The sequence below is a fragment of the Streptomyces sp. NPDC055962 genome (assembly GCF_042270185.1).
Taxonomy (GTDB): domain Bacteria; phylum Actinomycetota; class Actinomycetes; order Streptomycetales; family Streptomycetaceae; genus Streptomyces.
This window is the reverse complement of sequence record NZ_JBHJYN010000007.1, coordinates 144218-166418: the sequence shown is the minus strand read 5'-3', so window position 1 is coordinate 166418 and position 22201 is coordinate 144218. Positions and strand designations below refer to the sequence as shown.

General features: G+C 72.6%; 21 protein-coding genes. 14 read left to right on the top strand and 7 right to left on the bottom strand.

Annotation, left to right across the window (positions count from 1 at the left end; all coding sequences use genetic code 11):
* Positions 1 to 39: 39 nt before the first annotated feature.
* Positions 40 to 525, top strand: a complete 486-nt coding sequence (locus ACFC51_RS21420) for a hypothetical protein (RefSeq protein ID WP_376367931.1) — start codon at positions 40 to 42, stop codon at positions 523 to 525.
* A 23-nt stretch (positions 526 to 548) separates the two neighbouring features.
* On the opposite strand, the gene dnaN is transcribed toward ACFC51_RS21420, so the two are convergent.
* Positions 549 to 1667, bottom strand: a complete 1119-nt coding sequence (dnaN, locus tag ACFC51_RS21415; protein ID WP_376530228.1) for a DNA polymerase III subunit beta — start codon at positions 1665 to 1667, stop codon at positions 549 to 551.
* 363 nt (positions 1668 to 2030) lie between these two features.
* Between dnaN and ACFC51_RS21410 the strand changes: the two genes are divergently transcribed.
* Positions 2031 to 3668: a helix-turn-helix domain-containing protein gene (locus ACFC51_RS21410; protein ID WP_376530412.1), complete on the top strand. Its 1638-nt coding sequence runs from the start codon at positions 2031 to 2033 to the stop codon at positions 3666 to 3668.
* Between the two features lie 5 nt (positions 3669 to 3673).
* Here the strand turns inward: ACFC51_RS21410 and ACFC51_RS21405 are convergent, their stop codons facing one another.
* From ACFC51_RS21405 to ACFC51_RS21395, 3 genes are all read right to left on the bottom strand, one after another.
* Positions 3674 to 5434: a protein kinase gene (locus tag ACFC51_RS21405; RefSeq protein ID WP_376530226.1), complete on the bottom strand. Its 1761-nt coding sequence runs from the start codon at positions 5432 to 5434 to the stop codon at positions 3674 to 3676.
* An 85-nt stretch (positions 5435 to 5519) separates the two neighbouring features.
* Entirely contained in the window at positions 5520 to 6068 is a 549-nt protein-coding gene (locus ACFC51_RS21400; RefSeq protein WP_376530224.1) for a MarR family winged helix-turn-helix transcriptional regulator, read from the bottom strand.
* On the bottom strand, positions 6065 to 6676 hold the full coding sequence (locus ACFC51_RS21395; RefSeq protein WP_376530222.1) for a DJ-1/PfpI family protein: 612 nt from the start codon (positions 6674 to 6676) through the stop codon (positions 6065 to 6067). Before ACFC51_RS21395 ends, ACFC51_RS21400 begins: the two co-directional genes overlap by 4 nt.
* A 176-nt stretch (positions 6677 to 6852) precedes the next feature.
* Here ACFC51_RS21395 and ACFC51_RS21390 point away from each other — a divergent pair, with 176 nt between their 5' ends.
* The 3 genes from ACFC51_RS21390 (at position 6853) to ACFC51_RS21380 (ending at position 9776) form a co-directional block, all read left to right on the top strand.
* Entirely contained in the window at positions 6853 to 8226 is a 1374-nt protein-coding gene (locus tag ACFC51_RS21390; RefSeq protein WP_376367941.1) for an aspartate aminotransferase family protein, read from the top strand.
* Between the two features lie 93 nt (positions 8227 to 8319).
* Entirely contained in the window at positions 8320 to 9036 is a 717-nt protein-coding gene (locus tag ACFC51_RS21385) for a GntR family transcriptional regulator (protein ID WP_376367942.1), read from the top strand.
* A gap of 89 nt (positions 9037 to 9125) precedes the next feature.
* Complete coding sequence (locus ACFC51_RS21380; protein WP_376367944.1) at positions 9126 to 9776, top strand: hypothetical protein; 651 nt, start codon at positions 9126 to 9128, stop codon at positions 9774 to 9776.
* Positions 9777 to 9802: 26 nt separating this feature from the next.
* On the opposite strand, the gene ACFC51_RS21375 is transcribed toward ACFC51_RS21380, so the two are convergent.
* Entirely contained in the window at positions 9803 to 10591 is a 789-nt protein-coding gene (locus ACFC51_RS21375) for an SLATT domain-containing protein (protein ID WP_376367946.1), read from the bottom strand.
* Between the two features lie 360 nt (positions 10592 to 10951).
* Between ACFC51_RS21375 and ACFC51_RS21370 the strand changes: the two genes are divergently transcribed.
* The 7 genes from ACFC51_RS21370 (at position 10952) to ACFC51_RS21340 (ending at position 17673) form a co-directional block, all read left to right on the top strand.
* A complete protein-coding gene (locus ACFC51_RS21370) occupies positions 10952 to 11287 on the top strand; it encodes a YbaB/EbfC family nucleoid-associated protein (protein ID WP_329238763.1) in 336 nt (111 codons plus the stop codon).
* A gap of 61 nt (positions 11288 to 11348) precedes the next feature.
* Complete coding sequence (recR, locus tag ACFC51_RS21365) at positions 11349 to 11948, top strand: recombination mediator RecR (RefSeq protein WP_073750344.1); 600 nt, start codon at positions 11349 to 11351, stop codon at positions 11946 to 11948.
* 83 nt (positions 11949 to 12031) lie between these two features.
* A complete protein-coding gene (locus ACFC51_RS21360) occupies positions 12032 to 12691 on the top strand; it encodes a DUF5063 domain-containing protein (protein ID WP_376530219.1) in 660 nt (219 codons plus the stop codon).
* Between the two features lie 344 nt (positions 12692 to 13035).
* Complete coding sequence (locus ACFC51_RS21355; RefSeq protein ID WP_329230358.1) at positions 13036 to 14307, top strand: aspartate kinase; 1272 nt, start codon at positions 13036 to 13038, stop codon at positions 14305 to 14307.
* Entirely contained in the window at positions 14304 to 15368 is a 1065-nt protein-coding gene (locus ACFC51_RS21350) for an aspartate-semialdehyde dehydrogenase (protein ID WP_376530216.1), read from the top strand. Before ACFC51_RS21355 ends, ACFC51_RS21350 begins: the two co-directional genes overlap by 4 nt.
* Before the next feature lie 359 nt (positions 15369 to 15727).
* Entirely contained in the window at positions 15728 to 16303 is a 576-nt protein-coding gene (locus ACFC51_RS21345; protein WP_014155427.1) for a SigE family RNA polymerase sigma factor, read from the top strand.
* Positions 16300 to 17673 carry a hypothetical protein gene (locus ACFC51_RS21340; protein WP_376367952.1) on the top strand — a complete coding sequence of 458 codons (1374 nt, stop codon included), beginning with the start codon at positions 16300 to 16302 and terminating at the stop codon, positions 17671 to 17673. Before ACFC51_RS21345 ends, ACFC51_RS21340 begins: the two co-directional genes overlap by 4 nt.
* 371 nt (positions 17674 to 18044) lie before the next feature.
* Here ACFC51_RS21340 and ACFC51_RS21335 read toward each other — a convergent pair whose 3' ends face one another.
* Positions 18045 to 18836 carry an SURF1 family protein gene (locus ACFC51_RS21335; RefSeq protein ID WP_376530214.1) on the bottom strand — a complete coding sequence of 264 codons (792 nt, stop codon included), beginning with the start codon at positions 18834 to 18836 and terminating at the stop codon, positions 18045 to 18047.
* A gap of 62 nt (positions 18837 to 18898) precedes the next feature.
* Positions 18899 to 20767 carry a prolyl oligopeptidase family serine peptidase gene (locus ACFC51_RS21330; RefSeq protein ID WP_376367956.1) on the bottom strand — a complete coding sequence of 623 codons (1869 nt, stop codon included), beginning with the start codon at positions 20765 to 20767 and terminating at the stop codon, positions 18899 to 18901.
* A gap of 89 nt (positions 20768 to 20856) precedes the next feature.
* On the opposite strand from ACFC51_RS21330, the gene ACFC51_RS21325 reads away from it, so the two are divergent.
* Both ACFC51_RS21325 and ACFC51_RS21320 read left to right on the top strand, forming a co-directional pair.
* Positions 20857 to 21693, top strand: a complete 837-nt coding sequence (locus ACFC51_RS21325; RefSeq protein ID WP_376530211.1) for a class I SAM-dependent methyltransferase — start codon at positions 20857 to 20859, stop codon at positions 21691 to 21693.
* Positions 21694 to 21743: 50 nt separating this feature from the next.
* Entirely contained in the window at positions 21744 to 22163 is a 420-nt protein-coding gene (locus ACFC51_RS21320; protein WP_376367960.1) for a nuclear transport factor 2 family protein, read from the top strand.
* The last annotated feature ends 38 nt before the right edge of the window (positions 22164 to 22201 follow it).

The window sequence follows — 22201 nt, the reverse complement described above, 5'->3', positions numbered from 1 at the left end:
TTCGTGTTCCCGGGCGGGCGGTTGGCAGGATCACGCACCATGAGTACGGACAGCGACAGCACACCGCCCGCGACCACCGGGGACCGCCTCGCCCTGATCGACGACATCCTCGCCCTGCCCTTCCCCGCGGGCGAGGAGAGCGAGGACAGCGAAGGGCGGAGCAGCGGACCCGGGCACCACCTGTTGATCCTGCGGGCCGGCCAGGACCTCTGGGAGGACCGGTCCCCGGAGTGCGTCGAACCCGCCGAGCAGGAGATCGAGGAGGAGTTCAGCGTCCTGGCGACCGCCCTGAGCGCACGGTGGGGTGAGCCGGAGACCGTGGACCTCTGGCCCTATCTGGAGCGGGAGGACGCGGACACCGTCCCGGAGCCGATGGGCCAGCTCTGCAACCTGGCGGGCAGCATGCAGATCTGGCGCGTGCCCGCGAGCACACGGTGGCTGGGCCTGGCCGTCGGGCAGGCCGACCCCGAATTCCCCATCTGGCTCCTCGCCGCCGTGGGAGAGACGGCGACGCTGCCCGGCTGATGCGCGGGCCCCGCGCGGGACGGTCAGAGCAGCGCAGGCTTCACGGACATCAGCAGGTGCTGGTGGGAGGGTGCCCCGGCACTCTCCCCACCGGTGATCATGGCGCGCTGCCCCGGGCCCATCAGCGCCAGGCGGACCGTGGCGTCCTCGAAGGAGGCCAGGGCCTCCAGCAGGTACGCGGGACTGAACGCCACCGTCATCTCCTCGACGCCCTCCGAAGCCGCCGGAAGCCGCTGCGAGGCCACGTCGTCCTCGAACCCCGCCTGCAGCAGCACCGAGCCGTCCGGGCCCGGGGTGAAGGTCATCTGGAGCGGGCTGCCGCCGTCCGCCACGACGGAGACCCGCTTCACGGCCTCCACCAGGCGTGCCCTGTCCAGCACCACGACCGTAGGGCCGGACAGGGCGAACAGCTTGTCGTGCCGGGGCAGCCGGCCGTCCAGGAGGCGCACCGTCGTCCGCGTACCGGCATGCTCGAATCCCGCCGACCCCCCGTCCACCGCGACGTCGACCCGGCCCGTCCTGCCGAGCGACCGGGCGATCTCGGCCAGCCTGCGGGCCGGCACCAGGACGTCGGCAGCCACGTCGGACGCGGTCCCCTCGAACGGCAGGGTGCGCACCGCGAAGCGGTATCGGTCCGTCGCCGCCAGCGTCATCGTGGAGCCGTCGAGGCCGAGGCGTATGCCGGTGAGCACGGGCAGGCTGTCGTCCCGCCCCGCGGCCACCGCCACCTGCGCGACCGCCGCGGCGAACTCCCCTGCTTCCACCGCTCCGCGTACCTCCGGCAGCGGGGGCGGCGTGGGGTAGTCGTCGAGGGGCAGGAGGGAGAGGCCGAAGCGCGAGCCGTCCCCGGTGACCGTGAGACGGGAGCCCTCCACCGCGCACTCCACAGGTCCCTCGGGCAGCACCTTGCAGATGTCGAGCAGCCGGCGCCCCATGACCAGGACCTTTCCGGTGCGGACGGTGTGCGCCTCCGCGTCGACACGGGCGGACGCCTCGAAGTCCAGCCCGGACACCCGGAGCCGGCCGTCCTCGGCCTCCAGGAGGAGGCCGCCGAGGACGGGGACGGGCGAACGGGCGGGGAGCACCCGGGCCGCCCGGGAGACGGCGTCGGTCAGTGCGCCACGCTCCATGCGGAATTCCACTGCGGGGGCCTCTCGTCCGGTGTGCGACACGGTCGAGAACCACGCTAGGGGCCACCACTGACAACGGCCCCGGGCGACGACAGCGACCACCCCCGTGAGCCGCTGCCGCCGTGCCGTCGGACGTCCCCCGATGTCTTCGGGCCCCCGGTGCGGTACGTCCCGACGCCTCCCGACGTCCCCGGAACGTCCCGGAACACGCTGGGGACTCTAGGGGCACGGGGCCGCGGGCCGGGAGATTCAATTCGCACTGCGTGGCCCGCGACGGGTATCGAACCGCACAACCGCACCGGTACTCTGCACTCCGGTTCGGCGGAGATCGGAGGACACGTGCGTGCTCGGGAACGGGCCGACGACGTGCTGCTGATGTACCGGCTGGCGCGGACCGGCGGATCTCCCGAACTGCTCCGCCGACTGGCGCGGCGGGCCGAGGGCTGGGCCGGGATCGTGGACGGGGACGGAACGGTTCTCCAGGCCGTGGCCGGCAGCGTGCGGTGGCCGGCGCACGAGGCGGCGGATCTCGCCTCGGCGGCGGCACGGCAGCTGACGGCGCGGGGCACCGGCTCGTACTCCCTCGACACGGACGAGTGTGCCGCCCTGCTGCTGCCCCTCGAACGGGCCTCCCAGGAGCGAGCCTTCGACGCCATGTCCTCCCACGACATTGCCTCCCACGATCGGGGCTCCCACGACCGGGGCTCCCACGACCGGGGCTCCCACGACCCGGCCCACCTCGACGGGCCTCCCCAGGACCGGACTTCGCCGGACCGGGGTTCCCAGGACCGGATGTCCCTCGCCCGGGTGTCCGGGAGCCGCGGCCCGGTCCTCGCCGTCGTCGCGCCCAAGCCCCTGCCCGTCGGGCTGGCCACGCTGATGGCCGACGCGGTGATGCCCCTGGCGCTGGCCTGGGCGTCGGAGAACGTCGAACGCAAGCGGCGGCGGGTGGACCTCGCGGAGTCCCGGGGACGCGAGGCGGTCCTCCATCTCCTGATGACGAATCAGCTCTCCATCGCCCACCAGGTGGCGGGCGCCCTGCGGCCGAGGCTCCCCGACCCCGTACGCGTCTGTGTCGTCGAATGCTCCGGCGGACAGCGCGACGAGGTGGCCCGCATCTGCGCGGACGTCTCCGGCGGACGGACGTGGATCGTGCGCTGCCCGGTCTACGCGCGCCATCTGATCCTGATCGCGCCGGCCGACGAGGAGGCACGGGAACAGGAGGCGGGGGGCGGCCGCACGCTCGGCCTGGCCGTCGCCGGGCTGGTGGACGACTGCGTCGTCGGAGTCAGCGAGAAAGTACGGCTGCCCGACACCGCGACCGCCTACCAGCAGGCCTTCCACGCCCTGGCCGTCGCCCGCGGACTCCCCGGGCGCCACGCAAGGTTCGGGGCCGCCGCGGAACCCGCGCTGCTGGTCGGGGCCGCCGGGGCGCGGTGGGCCGACGCCCTGCTCGCTCCCCTCCTCGCCCATCTGCCGCGCCGCTCGCAGGACCCGGGCAGCCAGGAGCTCTCGGCGACCGTCGCGTCCTGGCTGGCGTTCTCCTCGCACGCGACCCAGCACCTGAAGATCCACCGCAACACCCTGGCCGCCCGACTGAAGCTCGTCGGCGAACTCCTCGGTCTAGACCTCAACCAGGTCGCCGACCAGGCGGCCGTCGACCTGGCCCTCCGGATCAGGGCCACCCCGGCGCTGCCCCGCTCCCGTCCCGGGGGCGAGGCGGAGAGCGAGGACCTGGACACGGTCCTGCGCGCCCCCGGTGTCCAGGACTGGGCCGCCCAGCAGCTGCGGCTCCTCGCCGGCGCCGGCCCCACGGGTGAGCAGACCCTGCGGACCTGGCTGGGCTGTGAGGCCCAACTGGCCCCGACGGCCGCCGCCCTGGGCGTCTCCGTGCCGGGTGCGCGCAAGCGCCTCACCCGGCTGGAGGCCGTGCTGTGCCGCTCGCTGCTCCGGACCCCGAGCGCGCGGTACGACCTGTGGCTCGCGTTCCGGGCGGTGGACCTCGCGGCGTGAGCCGCTCAGCCGCCCCGCGTGTACGTCAGGCTCTTCCCGGTGGCGGGGGTCTCGCGGTGCAGGGTGCCGTCGGGCAGCAGCGTCAGGACGGTGGCCTCGCCCGGGGTGCACGACGACATCGGTTCGCCCTGAGTGACCCGGGAGGGGCCGATGCGCACGGGTCCGTCCGAGGACGGCTCGCCCTCCAGGTCGGCCTGGAACACGCAGCGGTAGGAGCCGCCGCCGGCGAGCGGGCCCTCGGCGGTCAGGGAGAGCACGGTGTCGCCCACCTCGCCCTGCTGGAGCACGAGTTGACGGGTGGAGGCCCCTGCACCGCCCTCGACCGCCCCGGACCAGGTGCCCAGGAAGGAGGAGGGGACCGTGCCGTCCGCGCTCGCGCCGTCGGAGCTCTTGTCGTCCGGGCCGGTGCCGTCGGCGTGCGTACCGCGTCCGGACGAGCCGCCGGAGAGGGACGGGCTTCCCGTCGGGGAGGCCGTGGACTCGCCGTCCCCGCTCCGTACGAAGGCGTAGGCCCCCCAGGCCGCCCCCACCGCGACGAGCAGTGCGGCGGTGGCCAGCAGCAGGGCGGAACCGGTCCCGCGGCTGCGCTGCGGAGGCGGCGTACCGAAGCGGACCGGGGGCGGGCCGTAGGCGGGAGTGGGCCCGTTTCCGTAAGCGGGAGGGGTCTGCCGGGGGTAGCCGTACGAGGGCGGCGGCACCGGGGCGGATGGTCCGGCCGGCAGGGGGAGCGTGTGCGCGGCGGCGGCCGCGGGGGGACGCCCCGGCGTGGGAGGAGCCGGCCGCGCCGGCGGGGGGACGGGCCGCACCCGCTGCGTGCCCTCGGCGGGGCGGGGCTCCGGGTCCTCCGAGTCGAGCAGTTCCACGGCGTGCCGGCCCAACTGGGCGATCAGCGAGGCCGGAAGCCACGGTTCGGCCGTGTCCGTGTCGCCCAGGCGCTCCAGGACGGTGTCCGTGGAGGGCCGTGCGGCCGCGTCCTTCGCCAGGCAGTCCTGGATCAGTTCGACGAGGTCGACGGGTACGCCGGTGAGGTCCGGGTCCTCCTGGGCGATCCGGAACATCTGCGCGTGGATCCCGCTGTCCGCCGTACCGAACGGCATCCGCCCGGTCGCCGCGTAGGCCAGCACGGAGCCGAGGCAGAACACGTCGCACGCGGGCGTCACCTGCCCGCCCCGTACCTGCTCGGGCGCCATGAATCCGGGCGAGCCGATCATGGCGCCGGTGCGGGTGAGGCCGCCGTCGGTGGCGGTGTCCAGGGCGCGGGCGATCCCGAAGTCGATGACCCGGGGGCCGTCGATCGTCATCAGGACGTTGGACGGCTTCAGGTCGCGGTGGATCAGCCCGGCGCGGTGGATGTCCTGGAGCGCCCCCGCGAGCCCGGCGCCCAGGATGCGGACGGAGCGCTCGGGGAGGGGGCCGTACGCGCCGGAGGCGGTCACCGGAGCGCCGGGACGCCCCGAGACGATGTGGTGGAGCGAGGGACCGGCGACATAGCCCGTGGCCACCCAGGGCACCGCGGCATCCACCCCGGCGTCCAGCACCGGCGCGGTCCAGGTGCCGCCCACGCGCCGGGCGGCCTGCACCTCCGCCCGGAAGCGGTCGCGGAAATGCTGCTGTTGGGCGAGCTCGGGGCGTACCAGCTTGATGGCGACGGTGCGGCCCCGGTCCGAGCGGGCCAGGAACACCTGCCCCATCCCGCCGGCGCCGAGGCGTCCCAGCAGGCGGTAGCTGCCGATGCGTTGCGGATCGCCGGAGCCCAGCTTCTCCATGGTGCGCTTCCTCCCCCGTACGGCCGTGGCGGACCGTGGGTCGAGAATAGCGGCGGCGCTCCGGGGACCGTCCTCGTCCCCGCCCTCATTCCCCCGAGGGTCCCGGCGGCCGTCCGGCCGGGGAGGCCAGGGTGTCCATGGCGGCCGACAACCGCTCCAGCACCTGCACGGTCAGCGCGAACTGCTCCTCACCCAGCTCCCCGGCCAGCCGCGCCGCGAACTCCGCGTGGCCGGGGGTGATCCGGCTGACCGCCGCCCGGCCATCGGCGGTGGGGCGGAGGAGCTTGGCCCGCCGGTGGGCCGGGTTCGCGACGTATTCGCAGAGGCCCTGTTCCACCAGGAGGTCGGCGATCCGCTGCACGCTCTGCCGGGTGATGCCCATCGAGCGCGCGATCCCCGACACGGGGAGCGGCTCCGTCAGGACCGCGCCGAGGACCTGCCACCGGGCGGCGGTGAGCCCTGCGGGTCCGGCCAGCTCCTCGGCGACGGAGAGGAAGCGGCCGTTGAGCCGGAACACCCCGATCGCGGTACGGCTCAGCCGGTCACCGTTCCCGGTGGACCCGGTGGACCCGGTGGACCCGGTGGACCCGGTGGACCCGGAGGGCCGGGCTGACCCGGCGTCGGTCGCGCTCATCCTTCGAGCACCTCGTAGGCGCTCGCGTCCGAGTCGTGGAAGAGCCGGTACCAGGCGTCCAGCTTCTTCGGGTCGAACACCCCGAGCAGCCCGAAGATCTCGCGGGCGAAGGCGACCGGCTCGGTCGGGCCCGCCGTGACGAGGGCGCCCCCCGACGCCCCGCCCGGGTCCGTCACCGCGTCGGCCTCCACGTAGTGCGCGCCGCCCGCGTACCCCGTGGCGGCGAGGTAGAAGGAGACCGCACTCGTGTGGGCGCGGTCGTCGAGCAGGCCCTCGCGGGCCAGACCCGCGGTCGCCCCGCAGATGGCCGCCACGGGCACACCCGCCTCCAGGAAGGCCCGCGCCGTACGGGCGAAGGGGGCGAGGGTGTCGCCGGTGTCCCAGAGGGAGGCGCCGGTGAGGACGAGCAGCGTGCTGTCGCCGGGATCCAGTTCGCCGAGCGCCAGATCGGGCGTGACGCTCAGCCCGCCCATCGTGGTGACGGGCCCGGTGGTGAGGCCGACGGTGCGCACGGTGTGGCCGTGGCGGGTGAGCTGGGCCGTGGCGAAGCCCGGCTCCCAGTCGGCGAAGGTGTCGTAGACGGCCAGGTGAACGGTCGTGCCGGTCATGGTGACCTCCGGTGGCGAAACACGGGACCTTATGACAGAAGGCTGTCACCATGACAGCATTCTGTCAATGACTCGGCGGTTTCCGGGCGGGGACCCGACAGCTTGCCGAGCCGGGCGGCCCCTGCCGTACAGAGTGGTCATGGAGGACGGCGGTACCCGCCGCATACGCTCGGCGCATGAACTCCGATGCCCCTCGTGCCCCGTACGTCGACTCCGCAGCGGGCGCGGCCGTCAAGGCCGCCGACCGCGCGCACGTGTTCCACTCCTGGTCCGCCCAGGGCCTGATCGACCCGCTCGCCGTCGCGGGCGCCGAGGGGGCGTACTTCTGGGACTACGACGGCAACCGCTACCTGGACTTCACCAGCGGCCTCGTCTTCACCAACATCGGCTACCAGCATCCCGCCGTCGTCGCCGCGATCCAGGAGCAGGCGGGCAGGCTGACCACGTTCGCCCCCGCCTTCGCCGTCGAGGCGCGCTCCGAGGCGGCGCGCCTCATCGCCGAACGCACCCCCGGCGACCTGGACAAGATCTTCTTCACCAACGGTGGCGCGGAGGCCGTCGAGAACGCCGTGCGCATGGCCCGGCTGCACACCGGACGCCCCAAGGTGCTCTCCGCCTACCGCTCGTACCACGGGGCCACCGCGACCGCGATCAACCTCACCGGTGACCCGCGCCGCTGGGCCTCCGACAACGGCTCGGCGGGCGTCGTGCGCTTCTGGGCGCCCTTCCTCTACCGCTCGCCGTTCTACGCGCGGACCGAGGCCGAGGAGTGCGCCCGCGCGCTCCAGCACCTCGAGGACACGCTCGCCTTCGAGGGCCCGTCGACCGTCGCCGCCGTCGTCCTGGAGACGATCCCCGGCACGGCGGGCATCATGACGCCGCCGCCCGGCTATCTCGCGGGTGTCCGCGAGATCTGCGACAGGCACGGGATCGTCTTCGTGCTGGACGAGGTGATGGCCGGCTTCGGACGCACCGGGAAGTGGTTCGCCGCCGACCACGACGAGGTCGTGCCGGACCTGATGACCTTCGCGAAGGGCGTCAACTCCGGTTACGTGCCGCTCGGCGGTGTCGCCATCAGTGCCGAGATCGCCGCCACGTTCGAGACCCGCCCGTACCCGGGCGGACTCACCTACTCCGGCCACCCGCTCGCCTGCGCCGCCGCCGTCGCCACGATCAAGGTCATGGAGGAGGAGCGGATCGTCGAAGGCGCCGCCCACCTCGGGGAGCACGTGCTCGGCCCAGGGCTGCGCGAGATCGCCGGACGTCACCCGTCCGTCGGCGAGGTGCGCGGGATCGGGGCGTTCTGGGCGCTGGAACTGGTCCGTGACAGGGAGACCCGTGAGCCCCTGGTCCCGTACAACGCGACCGGGGAGGCCAACGCGCCGATGGCGGCCTTCGGCGCGGCCTGCAAGCGGAACGGCATCTGGCCCTTCATCAACATGAACCGCACCCACGTCGTCCCCGCCTGCAACATCACCGAGGCGGAGGCGAAGGAAGGGCTCGCGGCCCTGGACGCGGCCCTCTCCGTCGCCGACGAACACACCGTGTAGACGCCGTCGGACGTGACGCCCTCCCCCGTGCCCGGAACCGGGCACAACCCCCTGGCTTAAGGTGACCCAAGCCGAGAACGGGAGGGGGGCGTCATGAGTGCGAGCGGAGGCGTGACCCGCAGTACGCTGCGGCAGCAGATCGCCGACGCACTGCGTGACGAGGTGCTCGCGGGGCGTCTGCAACCGCGGGTGGAGTTCACCGTCAAGCAGATCGCCGAGCAGTACGGCGTGTCCGCGACGCCCGTCCGCGAGGCGCTCTTCGACCTCTCCGCGCAGGGCCTGCTCGAATCGGACCAGCACCGCGGCTTCCGGGTGCGTGAGTTCAGCGTCGCCGACTACCGGTCGATGGTGGAGGCGCGCGCCCTGGTCATAGACGGGGTGTTCCGGGGCATCTTCGACGGCACCGGATCCGCGGCCGCCGTGATCGACGCCCACCGGACCGCCCTCGTCTCCGTACGCCGCCGGGCGGAGGAGGCGGCACGGGCGGCGCGCGGCGGCGACCTCGACATCCTGATCGGCTACGACCTGAGGTTCTGGCGGGAGCTCGGCGCGGTCATCGGCAACACCTACATCAACGACTTCCTGCAACGGCTGCGGATGCAGGCCTGGGCCTTCGCCGTCCCCTATCTGCGCGGGGACGGCGACGACGTGCGCGACTGGCTCTGGAACGGCCACCAGGAGCTGGTGGAGGCGATCACGGCCGTCGACGGGCCCGCGGTGCGCGCGGTGCTGGACGCCTACCTCCAGCACGGGCTGAACTGGGCGGACCGGCTGGCCGCCGGAAACCCCCCGCGCCCGGACCACGGCTGAGCGGTTACCGGCCCGCACCCTGTGCGCGGGGTGCCGCCCGCATTACGCTGTCCCGACCATCGCACGAACCCGTTGGAGAGCGAGACTTCGTGGCCTGTGACCTGTGGCTGGTCCCCCTCGTCGATGTGCTGTGCCACAGCCCCGACAACCCGTTCGCCGAAGAGATCGCCGTCTACGACAAGGCGCTGACCGAGGCGGGGCTGCCGCCCGTGCCCGTCTACGCCTACATGCCGGGCCTCACCGGGGACGTCGCCCCGGTCGCCGGCTTCGACTACGACGCCCTGCACTTCCTCCGCCGCGCCTACCTGCTCCAGCTGAGCGGGCTCGCCGTCACCCCGGTCGACGAACTGGGCGGGGACTACGAGCAGTTGCTGGAGATGTTCGAGCAGAGCGCGCAGGCGTCGCACCTCGTCTGGCACTACGACCACGCCGGGGCGTACGTCCCCCTGGACTTCCCCCGTCCGCTCTCCGACGACCAGCTCCTGGAGGGCGGCGGCCCGCTGGGCTCCTCCCACGGGCTGCTGCGGGAGCTGGAGTTCGTCGCCCCGTCCATCGGCATCGACCCGGCCAACCCGCCGGCCGCCCCGCTTCCCCCCGCCGGTCCGACCTCGCTGGAGGAGCCGGCCGCCCCCGTCCCGTACGACGAGAATCCCTTCGCCAGGGAGCGGCACGTCTGGCTCGGTCTGCACGCGGCGGCCACGCGCAGCCTCGCGCAGGGCTCGATGATCATCTTCAGCTGACGGCGCCGCGCCGGTCCCGCCCGGTCTCACCTGGGCGGCTCCGGCGGCCGCTGGCGCGGCATGTTCGGCCGGGCCACCGCGGGCATGGTGAGCCGGCCGGGCAGGGCGCCCTGCTCCGGGCGTCCGCCGGGCCCGCCCGAGACCAGCGACTGCATGCCCATGGGCGCGGGCCCGGCCCGGAACTCCACCATCCAGTCGGCCGTCTCCATGCGGACCAGCTCGGTGATGTCCTCCGAGAAGCGGCGCAGCACCCCGAGGCACCGCTCCGCGGCCTCGCTGGCGGTGCCCTCGGTCGGCCCCAGCACCTCCCGGACGGACTCGGACGACCAGTCGAACTGGAGCACCTGGAGACGCCTCTGCACGGCCTGTGCCGTCGCGAGATTCCTTATCCAGCCGGAGGTCAGGCCGAAGTACCGGTCGCACGCCATGCAGGCGGCGCCCAGGAGCAGCGAGAGGTACCCCCAGCCGGCCGACCCGTGCAGTTCGCCGGTCAGGTCCAGCAGCGGGAGCGCGGCGCCTGAGACCACCCCCGCGGCCGTGCCGAGCCGGAGGATCCTGGCCGTGCGCCGCTTGCGGATCCGGTCGCGCAGGTACCAGTCGGCGGTCTCCAGGGCGCCGGCCTCGACCCAGCGGTAGAGCTCGTCGAGCCGCTCGGCGGGTTCGCCCCAGTCTCCGAGGGGGAAGGCGCGGCCGGTCAGGTCCCGGGGGCTCAAACCGAAGCGCGGACCGGACCGATCAGTTCCGGTACCTGCGCCGGATCCCGCGCCGGACTCCTTGCGGGGCGGCCCTTCGGGCTGCATCTCCGGCTGACTCACCGGGGCACTCCTCTGCACTCTGCGTTCGGCGCGTATCGACGCGGATCGGCACGGTTGTCGGTCACGGAGGGGGCGGACCCGGCATATGACCGGGGCCCTCATCCGTGTAACTCTGCGTTACCTCCAGTGTGCGTACGGGGACGGACACCCATGCTCTTCCTACCGCCGAATGGTGGGCCGCGGGGTCGAAATCGCGGGATTCCCGGGTGGGCACGGCCTCTGGTCAGGTATAGGAGCCCGGCAGGCAGTTCTCAGAACTCACTCGAAAGAGTTGGTCCCCGGCGGGTGGGGCGCCGGGTCCGGTGAACACGTAGGCTCGGCATACCGAAACAATCCGTCGTCGAAATGCCAGGAGTGACCGTGATTCCCGGTGGTGGCCAGCCCAACATGCAGCAGCTGCTCCAGCAGGCCCAGAAGATGCAGCAGGATCTTGCCGCGGCCCAGGAGGAGCTGGCCAGGACCGAGGTCGAGGGACAGGCGGGCGGCGGCCTCGTGAAGGCCACCGTGACCGGGTCCGGCGAGCTCCGCGGTCTGGTCATCGACCCGGGCGCCGTGGACCCGGAGGACACCGAGACGCTGGCCGACCTCGTGGTCGCCGCCGTCCAGGCGGCGAACGAGAACGCCCAGCAGCTCCAGCAGCAGAAGCTCGGTCCGCTGGCGCAGGGCCTGGGCGGCATGCCGGGTCTTCCGTTCTGACCCCTGTGTCCATCCGGGCGTACGGGCTACGGTACGAGCAGGAAAGAAGAGAGGCGTTCCGTTGTACGAAGGCGTGGTCCAGGAACTGATCGACGAGCTGGGCAGGCTGCCCGGCGTCGGTCCCAAGAGCGCGCAGCGGATCGCCTTCCACGTCCTGCAGGCCGAGCCCACCGACGTACGCCGTCTGGCCCATGCCCTCCTCGAGGTCAAGGACAAGGTCCGCTTCTGCGAGGTCTGCGGCAACGTCGCCCAGCAGGAGCAGTGCGGCATCTGCCGGGACGCCCGCCGCGACCGCACGGTCATCTGTGTGGTCGAGGAGCCCAAGGACGTCGTCGCGATCGAGCGGACCCGGGAGTTCCGGGGCCGCTACCACGTGCTCGGCGGCGCGATCAGCCCGATCGAGGGCGTCGGTCCCGACGATCTGCGCATCAGGGAGCTGCTGGCCCGGCTCGCGGACGGCTCCATCACGGAGCTGATCCTCGCGACGGACCCCAACCTGGAGGGCGAGGCCACCGCGACGTACCTCGCCCGGATGGTCAAGCCGATGGGCCTGCGGGTCACCCGGCTGGCCAGCGGGCTCCCGGTGGGCGGCGACCTGGAGTACGCGGACGAGGTCACCCTCGGCCGCGCCTTCGAGGGGAGGCGGCTGCTCGATGTGTGATCCGGCGTCTGACGGCGCCTTTACGTTCGGCGGCGCTATGTTCTACCCACCGTTCGCGACCGTGCCCACGGGAGGTCCCCTCGATGTCTGACGCCACGCTGAATTCCGTCACGCAGGACCCGGACGACTTCGCCGTCCAGATCGCGGACCAGATCAAGACGTTCATCGTCGCGGTCGGCGAGGTGTCCAAGGCCGAGGAGCCGGAAGAGGCCGTTCCGGTCCTGCTGCTCCAGGTCTCCCAGCTCCTCCTGGCCGGCGGCCGGCTCGGGGCGTACGAGGACATCCTCCCGGAGGAGCGCTACGAGCCGGACCTGGGTCCCGAGCCCGACGCCGACGGGCTGCGTGAGCGGTTCGCGGAGCTCCTGGAGCCCATCGACGTCTACTCCGAGGTCTTCGACCCGTACGAGCCCCGCAAACCCCCCGTACCCCACCGCATCTCCGACGACCTGGCCGACCTGGTCACGGACCTCGGGCACGGCCTGGCGCACTACGAGGCGGACCGCACGGCGGAGGCCATGTGGTGGTGGCAGTTCTCGTACTTCTCGAACTGGGGCTCCACCGCTTCGGCCGCCCTGCGCGCCCTCCAGTCCCTGATCGCCCACATCCGGCTGAACCAGCCGCTCCAGGAGCTCGACGGCCTGGACACCGACCAGGACCCGGGTGACGGCGACCTGGCCGAGGAGGCGGGGCGCGTGATGGCTGAGGAGATCGCGGGCCCGCTGGGCCTGCGCCCCGTCCTGTAGGGCGGTCGGTCCGCGCGGGCGCAGGGCCCGTGCGCTTGTCCGGCGGGTCCCGTCCGCGGGGCTGGCGGGTCCCGTCCGCGCGGGCTTCGGCCCCGGGCCGGCGTCTGCGACTCCTGGGCCCCGCGTGGCCCTCGCACCGGCTGTGACCTGCTGCGCACGCTGTGGCCTGGGACACAAACAGGCGTGGGGCGGAGGGAAGCGGGCAGCAGCCCGGAACGAGCAGTTCGGGGCGACACGCCGTACCAGGTGGTGGGCGGGACATCTCACCATCCGGTACCGACGGGTCGATTCCGGGCTGCTCGTTAAACTGAGCCGACCGCACCATTATTGAGCGAGGAGCGCACGTGGGCCTTGTCGTGCAGAAGTACGGAGGCTCCTCCGTAGCCGATGCCGAAGGCATCAAGCGCGTCGCCAAGCGAGTCGTGGACGCCAAGAAGAACGGCAACCAGGTGGTTGTCGTGGTGTCCGCGATGGGCGACACGACGGACGAGTTGATCGATCTCGCCGAGCAGGTATCCCCGATGCCTGCCGGTCGGGAGTTCGACATGCTGCTGACCGCCGGAGAGCGGATCTCCATGGCCCTCCTGGCGATGGCGATCAAAAACCTGGGCCACGAGGCCCAGTCGTTCACGGGCAGCCAGGCCGGTGTCATCACCGACTCGGTCCACAACAAAGCGCGCATCATCGACGTCACGCCCGGCCGCATCCGGACCTCGATCGACGAGGGCAACATCGCCATCGTCGCCGGGTTCCAGGGCGTGAGCCAGGAGGGCAAGAACATCACGACCCTCGGCCGCGGCGGGTCGGACACGACCGCTGTCGCGCTGGCAGCCGCGCTGGACGCGGAGGTCTGTGAGATCTACACCGATGTCGACGGTGTCTTCACCGCCGACCCCCGGGTCGTGAAGAAGGCCCGGAAGATCGACTGGATCTCCTTCGAGGACATGCTGGAGCTGGCGGCCTCCGGTTCCAAGGTGCTGCTGCACCGCTGCGTCGAGTACGCACGCCGTTACAACATCCCGATCCACGTCCGCTCGTCCTTCTCCGGACTGCGCGGCACCTGGGTCAGCAACGAGCCGCAAGGGGACCAGCAGGTGGAGCACGCCATCATCTCCGGAGTCGCCCACGACGTCTCCGAGGCCAAGGTCACGGTCGTCGGTGTCCCCGACAAGCCGGGCGAGGCCGCCGCGATCTTCCGCGCCATCGCGGACGCCGAGATCAACATGGACATGGTGGTGCAGAACGTCTCCGCCGCGTCGACCGGGCTGACGGACATCACGTTCACCCTGCCCAAGGCCGAGGGCCGCAAGGCCATCGACGCCCTGGAGCGCGCACGGGCCGGCATAGGGTTCGATTCCCTGCGTTACGACGACCAGATCGCGAAGATCTCGCTCGTCGGCGCGGGCATGAAGACCAACCCCGGCGTCACCGCGGGCTTCTTCGAGGCCCTGTCCAACGTCGGAGTGAACATCGAGCTGATCTCCACGTCGGAGATCCGCATCTCGGTGGTCACCCGTGCCGACGACGTCAACGAGGCCGTGCGCGCCGTGCACACCGCCTTCGGTCTCGACAGTGACTCCGACGAGGCCGTCGTCTACGGAGGCACCGGCCGATGACCGGACGCCGCCCTTCGCTCGCGGTCGTCGGCGCGACCGGGGTGATCGGCGGCGTCATGCTCCAGATCCTTTCGCAGCACGAGGACGTCTGGGGCGAGGTCAGACTCGTCGCCTCCCCGCGCGCGGCCGGCACCAAGCTGGTCGTGCGCGGGGAGGAGACCGAGGTCCTCCCGCTCACCGAGGACGTGTTCGACGGGGTGGACGTCGCCCTGTTCCTGGTGCCCGACGAGGTGTCCGCGCAGTGGGCGCCGGTGGCCGCCGCCCGGGGCGCCGTGGTCGTGGACGACTCGGGCGCCTTCCGTACGGACGACGACGTGCCCCTGGTCGTCCCGGAGATCAATCCCCATGCCGCGCGGCTGAGGCCTCGCGGCATCGTCGCGTCCCCGGCCTGCACGACGCTGTCGCTGATCGTCGCGGTCGGTGCGCTGCACGCCGAGTTCGGGCTGCGGGAGCTGATCGTCTCGTCCTACCAGGCGGTGTCGGGCGCGGGCCGGGACGGCGTCGTCGCGCTCCGGGAGCAGCTCGCCCTGGTGGCGGGCACGGAGCTGGGCACACGCCCCGGCGACGTGCGGCGTGCGCTGGGCGACGGTGACAGGAGTCCCTTCGCCGCTCCGGTGGCGCTGAACGTGGTGCCGTGGGCCGGCATCGATGCCGGGGACGGCTGGTCGTCCGAGGAACGGGCGATCCGCGCGGAGTGCCGGAAGGTCCTGGGCCTGCCCGGCCTGAAGGTGACCGCGACCTGCGTGTACGTGCCCGTCGTGGCGACGCACTCCATGTCCGTGCACGCGCGCTTCGAGAACGAGGTGCCCGTGGACCGGGCGCACGAGGTCCTGGCGACCGCGCCCGGAGTGGTGCTCTTCGACAGCCCGGCGACCGGCGACTTCCCCACGCCGTCCGACGTCGTGGGCACCGACCCGACCTGGGTGGGCCGGGTGCGGCAGTCGATGGACGATCCCCGCGCCGTCGACATGTTCATCTGCGGCGATAATCTGCGAAAAGGTGCGGCCCTCAATGTGGCCCAGATCGCGGAGTCGGTGGCCGGGGAATTTCTTCGTACCTGATCGAACCTCTTTTGTAGGATCTGTGTGCGCCCTGTGGGTAAATCGCTGGTCTGAAGCTCTTGAGCTGGGGCGTTGTCTTATCCGACGATGATCTCCTGGCCCTCCGCAACCGCTGAGCGGATGCGATGCGTCTACGTCGTCACTTCTTGCGTGGCTGGATGTGTTTTCGGGGCATTTGGGGAAGAGCAGGTACGAATGAGGGCATGTCGCACAGCATCGAACGCGGTGCCGTTGGCGTACAACCCTGACGGGGGGAAGCGTGTCCAACTGGCGTGGCAGAGGTTCTCGACATCACAGTGGTGGGCCCGTTGCGAGGCGCTTCGGTGCGTCCGCTCCGGAGGCCCCGCGCACCCGGCGGCATGCCGGTGATCGCGCCCATGCCCGCTGCACGGTCCACCCGGCTGCCGTCGCAGCGCGAGGGCGCTGAGGGGACGGTGGCGGCGGGGACGACGGTCGACCATCTCACCGAGACGTATCGCGCCCATTACCGGTCGCTGCTGGGGCTCGCCGCGCTCCTGCTGGACGACACCGCGTCCTGCGAGGACGTGGTGCAGGAGGCGTTCATCCGGGTGCACTCGGCCCGGAACCGGGTGCGCGATCCGGAGAAGACCCTCGCCTACCTCCGCCAGACCGTGGTCAACCTGTCCCGCTCCGCGCTGCGACGGCGCATCCTCGGACTGAAGCTGCTCTCCAAGCCCATGCCCGACATGGCGAGCGCGGAGGAGGGCGCGTACGACCAGCTCGAGCGGGACGCGCTGATCAAGGCCATGAAGGGTCTGCAGCGCCGCCAGCGCGAGGTGCTGGTGCTGCGCTACTTCTCGGACATGACGGAGGCCCAGGTCGCCGAGACGCTGGGCATATCGCTCGGTTCGGTGAAGGCGTACGGCTCCCGGGGCATTGCGGCACTGCGCGTGGTGATGGAGGCGCAGGCATGAGCAGGCCCGAGCACAGGCACGACGATGACCGGACTGGAAACGGAATTGTGAACCACGGGCCGGAGAGCACCCCGAACACCGATCCGGAGCAGGACGGTGAACGGAAGCAGGACGCGGTCGACGGCGCGGACTCCGTCTCAGGGAACGCCGCTCCGCGTGAGGACGCGGACGGTGACGGCGCGGGCGACCGCAGTCCGGGCGGGACTGCGGACCGGGCCGGCGGCGGGACGCTCACCGAGCTCTTCGCCGGCAGGGGCGGCAGCCTCTTCGAGGACGCGGGCCGGTCGGTCGGGCCAGCGGGCGCCGCAGGGCCCTCGGGCTCCGCGGACGCCGGGGGCGACGTCGTCGGCGGGGGCATGGACGAGGTCGCGCTGCGCCGCATGCTCCAGGGCGCCGTCCAGGGCCTCGAACCCTCCGACGGCACCCTCGACCATCTGCACCGTGCGGTGCCCGCCCGGCGCGCCAGGCGCCGCCAGGGCGTGGTGGGCGCGGCGGCGGCGGCGCTGCTGATCGGCACGGCGGTACCCGCCTTCGTCCACGTGGCGAATTCGGAAGGCTCCGCCACCGCCAACCCGGCCATCGCCGGGCACGGCGAGCAGGCTCAGGGAGGCAGCGGCGAGGACGCGGGCACCGATGCCGGCGGTGGACGGCCGGCGGGTCCTGAGGAACGCCGGAGCGAGGGCGCCGGAGGTGAGGACGGTGGCTCCACGGCCCCGTCCAAGGGCTCGGAGCCGGGTGCCGAGGGCAGTGGGACCGAGGGGCTCGGCGACGACGCCGCGGCCGAGGCGGCAGCCGCCACGGCTTGCGAGCCCGGCCAGCTCGGGGTCGCCTCGGCCGCTGCGGGCCCTGCCGGCGCCGACGGAACGGTGTACGGGACGTTCAGGATCGCCAACGAGTCCGGCGCCGCCTGCTCGGTGACCAGCAACGGCACGGTCGGCTTCCAGGCGGCGGGTGCCGCCGATCCGCTGAAGATCACGGTGGTGCAGCACACCGCCGGTGATCCCGCGGCCGGTCTGCCCGATCCCTCCCTGGAGCCGGGGACGGTGCTCCTGAGGCCGACAATGGCCTACGAGGTGCGCTTCGCCTGGGTGCCGTCGGACACCTGCCCGACCACCGGCGGCTCGCCCAGCCCGACGCCCACGGACGGCGACGGGAGCGGCGGAGGCAGCGGGGGCGGCGGGGACACAGCCGGGACCGCAGCGGGGGCGTCCGACACGGCGGTGCAGTTCGGCAGCGCGGACGAGGGCCCGGCGCAGGGCAGCATCGCGGTCACGCACACCCCGGAGGCGGGCGCGCCGACGGCGGCGGCCACCATCGACAACGCCTGCGCGGGCACGATCTACCGCACGGGCGTACTGGACGCCTCGTAGCCTGACGCGGCCCGGCCCGGTCGTTCCGGCGCGGACCTGAATCCGTGGGCGGCCTGGATCCGTGGGCGGACCGGCCGGGCACGCGCACCGCCCCCGGGCGCGAACACCGCACGCCGCGGGGGCCGCACGCGGCGGGTACTGGACGCCGCGGGTACCGGACGCGGGTCTCCGCACGGGTGCCGTGGCGGGGCGGCCGTGGTCAGCGGACGCAGTCGTGGATACGGGATACGTGCAGGGGCCTGCCCGGAACCAGTGAGTTCCGGGCAGGCCCCTGCCCGTATCCACAGGTGTTCGTGCCGGTGCCCGGTGCCCGGTGCCCGGTGCCCGGTGCCGGCACCGGGTGTGGGTTCAGGTGCCGGTGTCGGCGCGGGTCAGTCGGCGTCGGCGGCGAGTCCGAGCCGCAGGTCGCGGGCGGCCTCCGACTCGCGGCGCAGCAGGCGGAACCACATGAAGAGCACGAAGCCGCCGAAGACGAACCACTCGCCCGTGTAGCCGAGGTTCTGGAAGGCCTTGAGGTCGAGCCCGCTGCCCTGCGCCGCCGCCGCGGGCACCGGCTTCAGCCCGTCCGTGCCCGCGTCCGTCCCGGCGTCGGGCCCCGGTGCGGGCAGGGTCACCCAGGCGTCGTACACGTCGTACGGGACGAGGTTCACCAGGGACGCCGCACTGATCATGCCGAGCTGCCCCTCGGGGAGCCCGCCGCTCAGATCGACGCCGTCCGTACCGCTGTTCTCGGAGGCCTGGAGATCGCCGGTCACCGTGACCTCGCCCTTCGGCGCAGCGGGAACCTCCGCGCCGCCCGGCGCACCCGCCAGCCAGCCGCGTACGACGGGCAGTGCCTTGCCGCTGTCGGTGCGCAGCAGATCCAGCACGTAGAAGCCGTTACGGTCGTCCAGCTTGCGGCCGGGCACCAGGAACTGGTCGGCGTACGTCCCCGTGGCCACGGCGGGACGCCCGGACGTGTCCGTGCTCACGGGCAGCAGCGCGTCGAGCGGCTCGGGGGAGCGGGTGCCCGGATCGGGGCGCTCCTCGGCCTTCTCGTGCGTCTGGACGCGGTCCTCGAAACGGCCGAGCTGCCACGTGCCCATGAACACGCAGAAGGGGATCGCCAGCACGACGAAGAGGTTGATTCCCCACCACCGCGGGGTCAGCAGGAACCGGTACACCCCTCCACGGTACGGTTCCCCGCTCCGGGCGCCCGGAGCGGGGTGCACCATTTATCCGGGCCTTATGCCGTCGGCCTCCGCGTCTCCGGGCTCCTCTCCGCATCCCCGGCCCGCGCCGGACCGAGGTGGCGGAGCGTGAAGTCCAGCTCGAGCCGCACCTGTTTGATCCGTTCCTCCACCACCAGCGAGCCGTGCCCCGCGTCGTAGCGGTACACCTCGTGGACCGCGCCGCGGCCGGCGAGCCGCTCCACGTAGTTCTCCACCTGACGGATGGGGCAGCGCGGGTCGTTGACGCCCGCGGAGATGTAGACCGGTGCGCGCACGGAGTCCACGTAGGTCAGCGGGGACGAGGCCTCGAAGCGCTCGGGCACCTCCTCCGGAGTCCCGCCGAGGAGCGTGCGGTCCATCGCCTTCAGGGCCTCCATCTCGTCGTGGTAGGCGGTGACGTAGTCGGCGACGGGGACCGCCGCCAGCCCGAGGGCCCAGGCGTCGGGCTGTGTGCCGAGCCCGAGCAGCGTCAGATAGCCGCCCCACGACCCACCGGCCAGCACCAGACGCTCCGGATCCGCCAGACCGGACCTCACTGCCCAGTCCCGGACGGCCGCGATGTCCTCCAGCTCGATCAGGCCGACCCGGTGCTTGAGTGCGTCCGTCCACGCGCGGCCGTACCCCGTCGACCCCCGGTAGTTGACCCGCACGACGGCGAAGCCGTGGTCGACCCACGCGGCGGGTCCGGACGCGAAGGCGTCGCTGTCGTGCCAGGTGGGCCCACCGTGTATCTCGAAGACCGTGGGGAACGGTCCGTCGCCGGTGGCCGGTGCCTGCACGAGGGCGTGGATACGGCCGCCGGGGCCGTCCACCCAGGCGTCCCGCACCGGCACGGAGGCCGGCGCCTTCGCGCCCGGCGGGTCGAGCACGACGGAGCCCGTCGTGGAACGCACCACCGGCGGCTGTGCGGCCGACGACCACAGATACTCCACCGTGCCGTCCGGACGAGCCGTGGCGCCCGACACCGTCCCGGCCGGGGTGTCGACCCGCACGGGCTCCGCGGCACCCGGCTCGTACCGCCAGAGCTCGCTGCGGGCCTCGAAGCTGTGCTCGATCAGCAGCGCGGATCCGTCCGGATACCACTCGGCGCCCGCGTCACCGGGCAGGTCGACGTGGAGGTCGGTCTGCGTCCCCGCGACCGGGTCCCAGATCATCGGTTCCCACCGACCGCGCCGCTGATGCGCGACCAGGAGCCGGGTGTCACCTGCCGACGGGGCGAAGCCCAGCACCGAGAGACCGAGCTCCTTCGTGCCGCCCTCGGTGTCGTCCAGCTCCGCGACCGTCGAGCCGTCGGCGCGGACTACACGCAGCGCGGAGTGCATCGCGTCGCCGTGCTCCGTGTGCTCCAGGGCGATCAGGGTCCCGTCGTGGGAGAGGTCGCCCACCCCGGCGGACTCGCGGTGCCGGTAGATCTCGACCGGCTCCGCCCCCGCGCGGACCAGGTGGACCGTCGTGCCGTCCTCGTCCGTCGAGCGGCCGACCACCGCCGTGCCGTCCCGCCCGATGGCGAGCCCCGCCGGGTACGAGGCCTCCAGGCCGGGCGCGGCCGGCTCGTCGGCACCGCCGTCGAAGGGCTGCCGCATCCACACGCCGAACTCGTCGCCGTCGGTGTCGGCGAACCACCAGACCGCACGGCCGTCCGGCGTCAGCACTCCGTCGGTCGTCCCGTTGGGCCGGTCCGTGACCTGGCGCTGCTTCCCGGACGCCCGGTCCCAGGCGTACAGCTCGTACGTGCCGGTCGCGTTGGAGACGAAGAGCGCCCGGTCGGGAGCGTCCTCCGCCCAGTCGGGCAGGGACACCCGCGGGGCACGGAAGCGCTGCTCCCACTGAGGGGGCTCCTGCTCCCGCTCCGGGACGGACGGGTCGTTCTGTGTGTCGCTCATGACCCCATCCAACCCGATGTGGCCATACAACCGGGCGGCCTGTGGATAACTGTTCGCAGGCACCCCCGGTCCGTGGGTGACGTCCTGGCATGTACTCATCGACCCCCGAGGACTGGCACGAGGCCGATCGCGCACGCCGGGACGAGCGCGTCGCCATCCACGCGGCCGGCGACTTCTACGACCTGGACGCCTTCCTGGCGGGCAAGGACGCCCTGCGCGGCTTCGAACTCGCGGAGGTCGGTGACGTGACGGGCCGCACTCTGCTGCACCTTCAGTGCCACATCGGCCTCGACACCCTCTCCTGGGCGCGCCATGGTGCCGCCCAGGTCGTCGGCCTCGACTTCTCCGAGCCCGCCGTCGACACCGCCCGCGGTCCGGCGCGCTCGCTGGGCCTGCCGCCGGAACGGGCCGCGTTCGTCGTCTCCGACGTGTACGACGCCGCGCAGGGGGTGCCGGACACCGCGCACGACATCGTCTACACCTGCCTCGGCGCGCTGAACCGGCTTCTGGAAAGACGCCGTTGGGCGGAGACCGCTGCCTCGCCGGTCGCGCCCGGCGGATTCCTCCACCTGGCGGAGTTCCATCCCCTGACCGACTGCCTGGACGACGAGACGGGCTCCACGATCACGTACGACTACTTCAGCCCTGACCCCTGGGTGGACGAGTCGCCGGGCACGTACGCCGACTTCGGTGCGGCCACGGTCCACAACCGCAGCGTCGAGTGGCAGCACACGGTGGGCGAGGTCGTGTCGGCGCCGGCGGCGGCCGGGCTGCGGATCGAGTTCCTCCACGAGCACGACGCTTCGCTGTTCGCCCGCTACCCGGCGCTGGTGCGGCACGCGGACGGCTACTACCGCTTCCCGGCCGACCGTCCCCGCATCCCGATGACGTACTCGGTCAGGGCGTCCCGCCCCGCCGGCGGCTGACCGCCCCGTCCCCCGCCCGATTGTCAGTGGCGGGCGTCATCATCGGGAGCATGACGGAGACAGCCGGCGGAGCCGGTGCCACAGGGGCGACGGCCGGGGTGCGTGCCGCCGTCGAGGCGTACCGGGCAGCGGCGGACGCCCGTGACTGGGAGGCGTTCGCCGCCACTCTCGCCGACGACCTGGTGTACGACCTGCCGCAGAGCCGTGAGCGCATTCTGGGCAAGGAGCGCTACCTCCGGTTCAACCAGGAGTGTCCCGGCCACCGGCGTGTCCGGATCGAGCGGATCGTGGCCGACGGGGAAGGCCGGCAGGCCGCAGTCCGGACGCTGTTCACCGTCGGTGCGGAGGAGAGGCACGCCGTTCACTTCTTCACCTTCGACGCCGCAGGAAGGATCACCGGTGTGACGGACTTCTGGCCCGAGCCCTACGAGCCCCCGGCCGGCCGGGGGCACCTGGTCGAGCGGTACTGAGCCCTGGCCCGAGGGGGTTCGGCCGGGGCCCCCGCAGG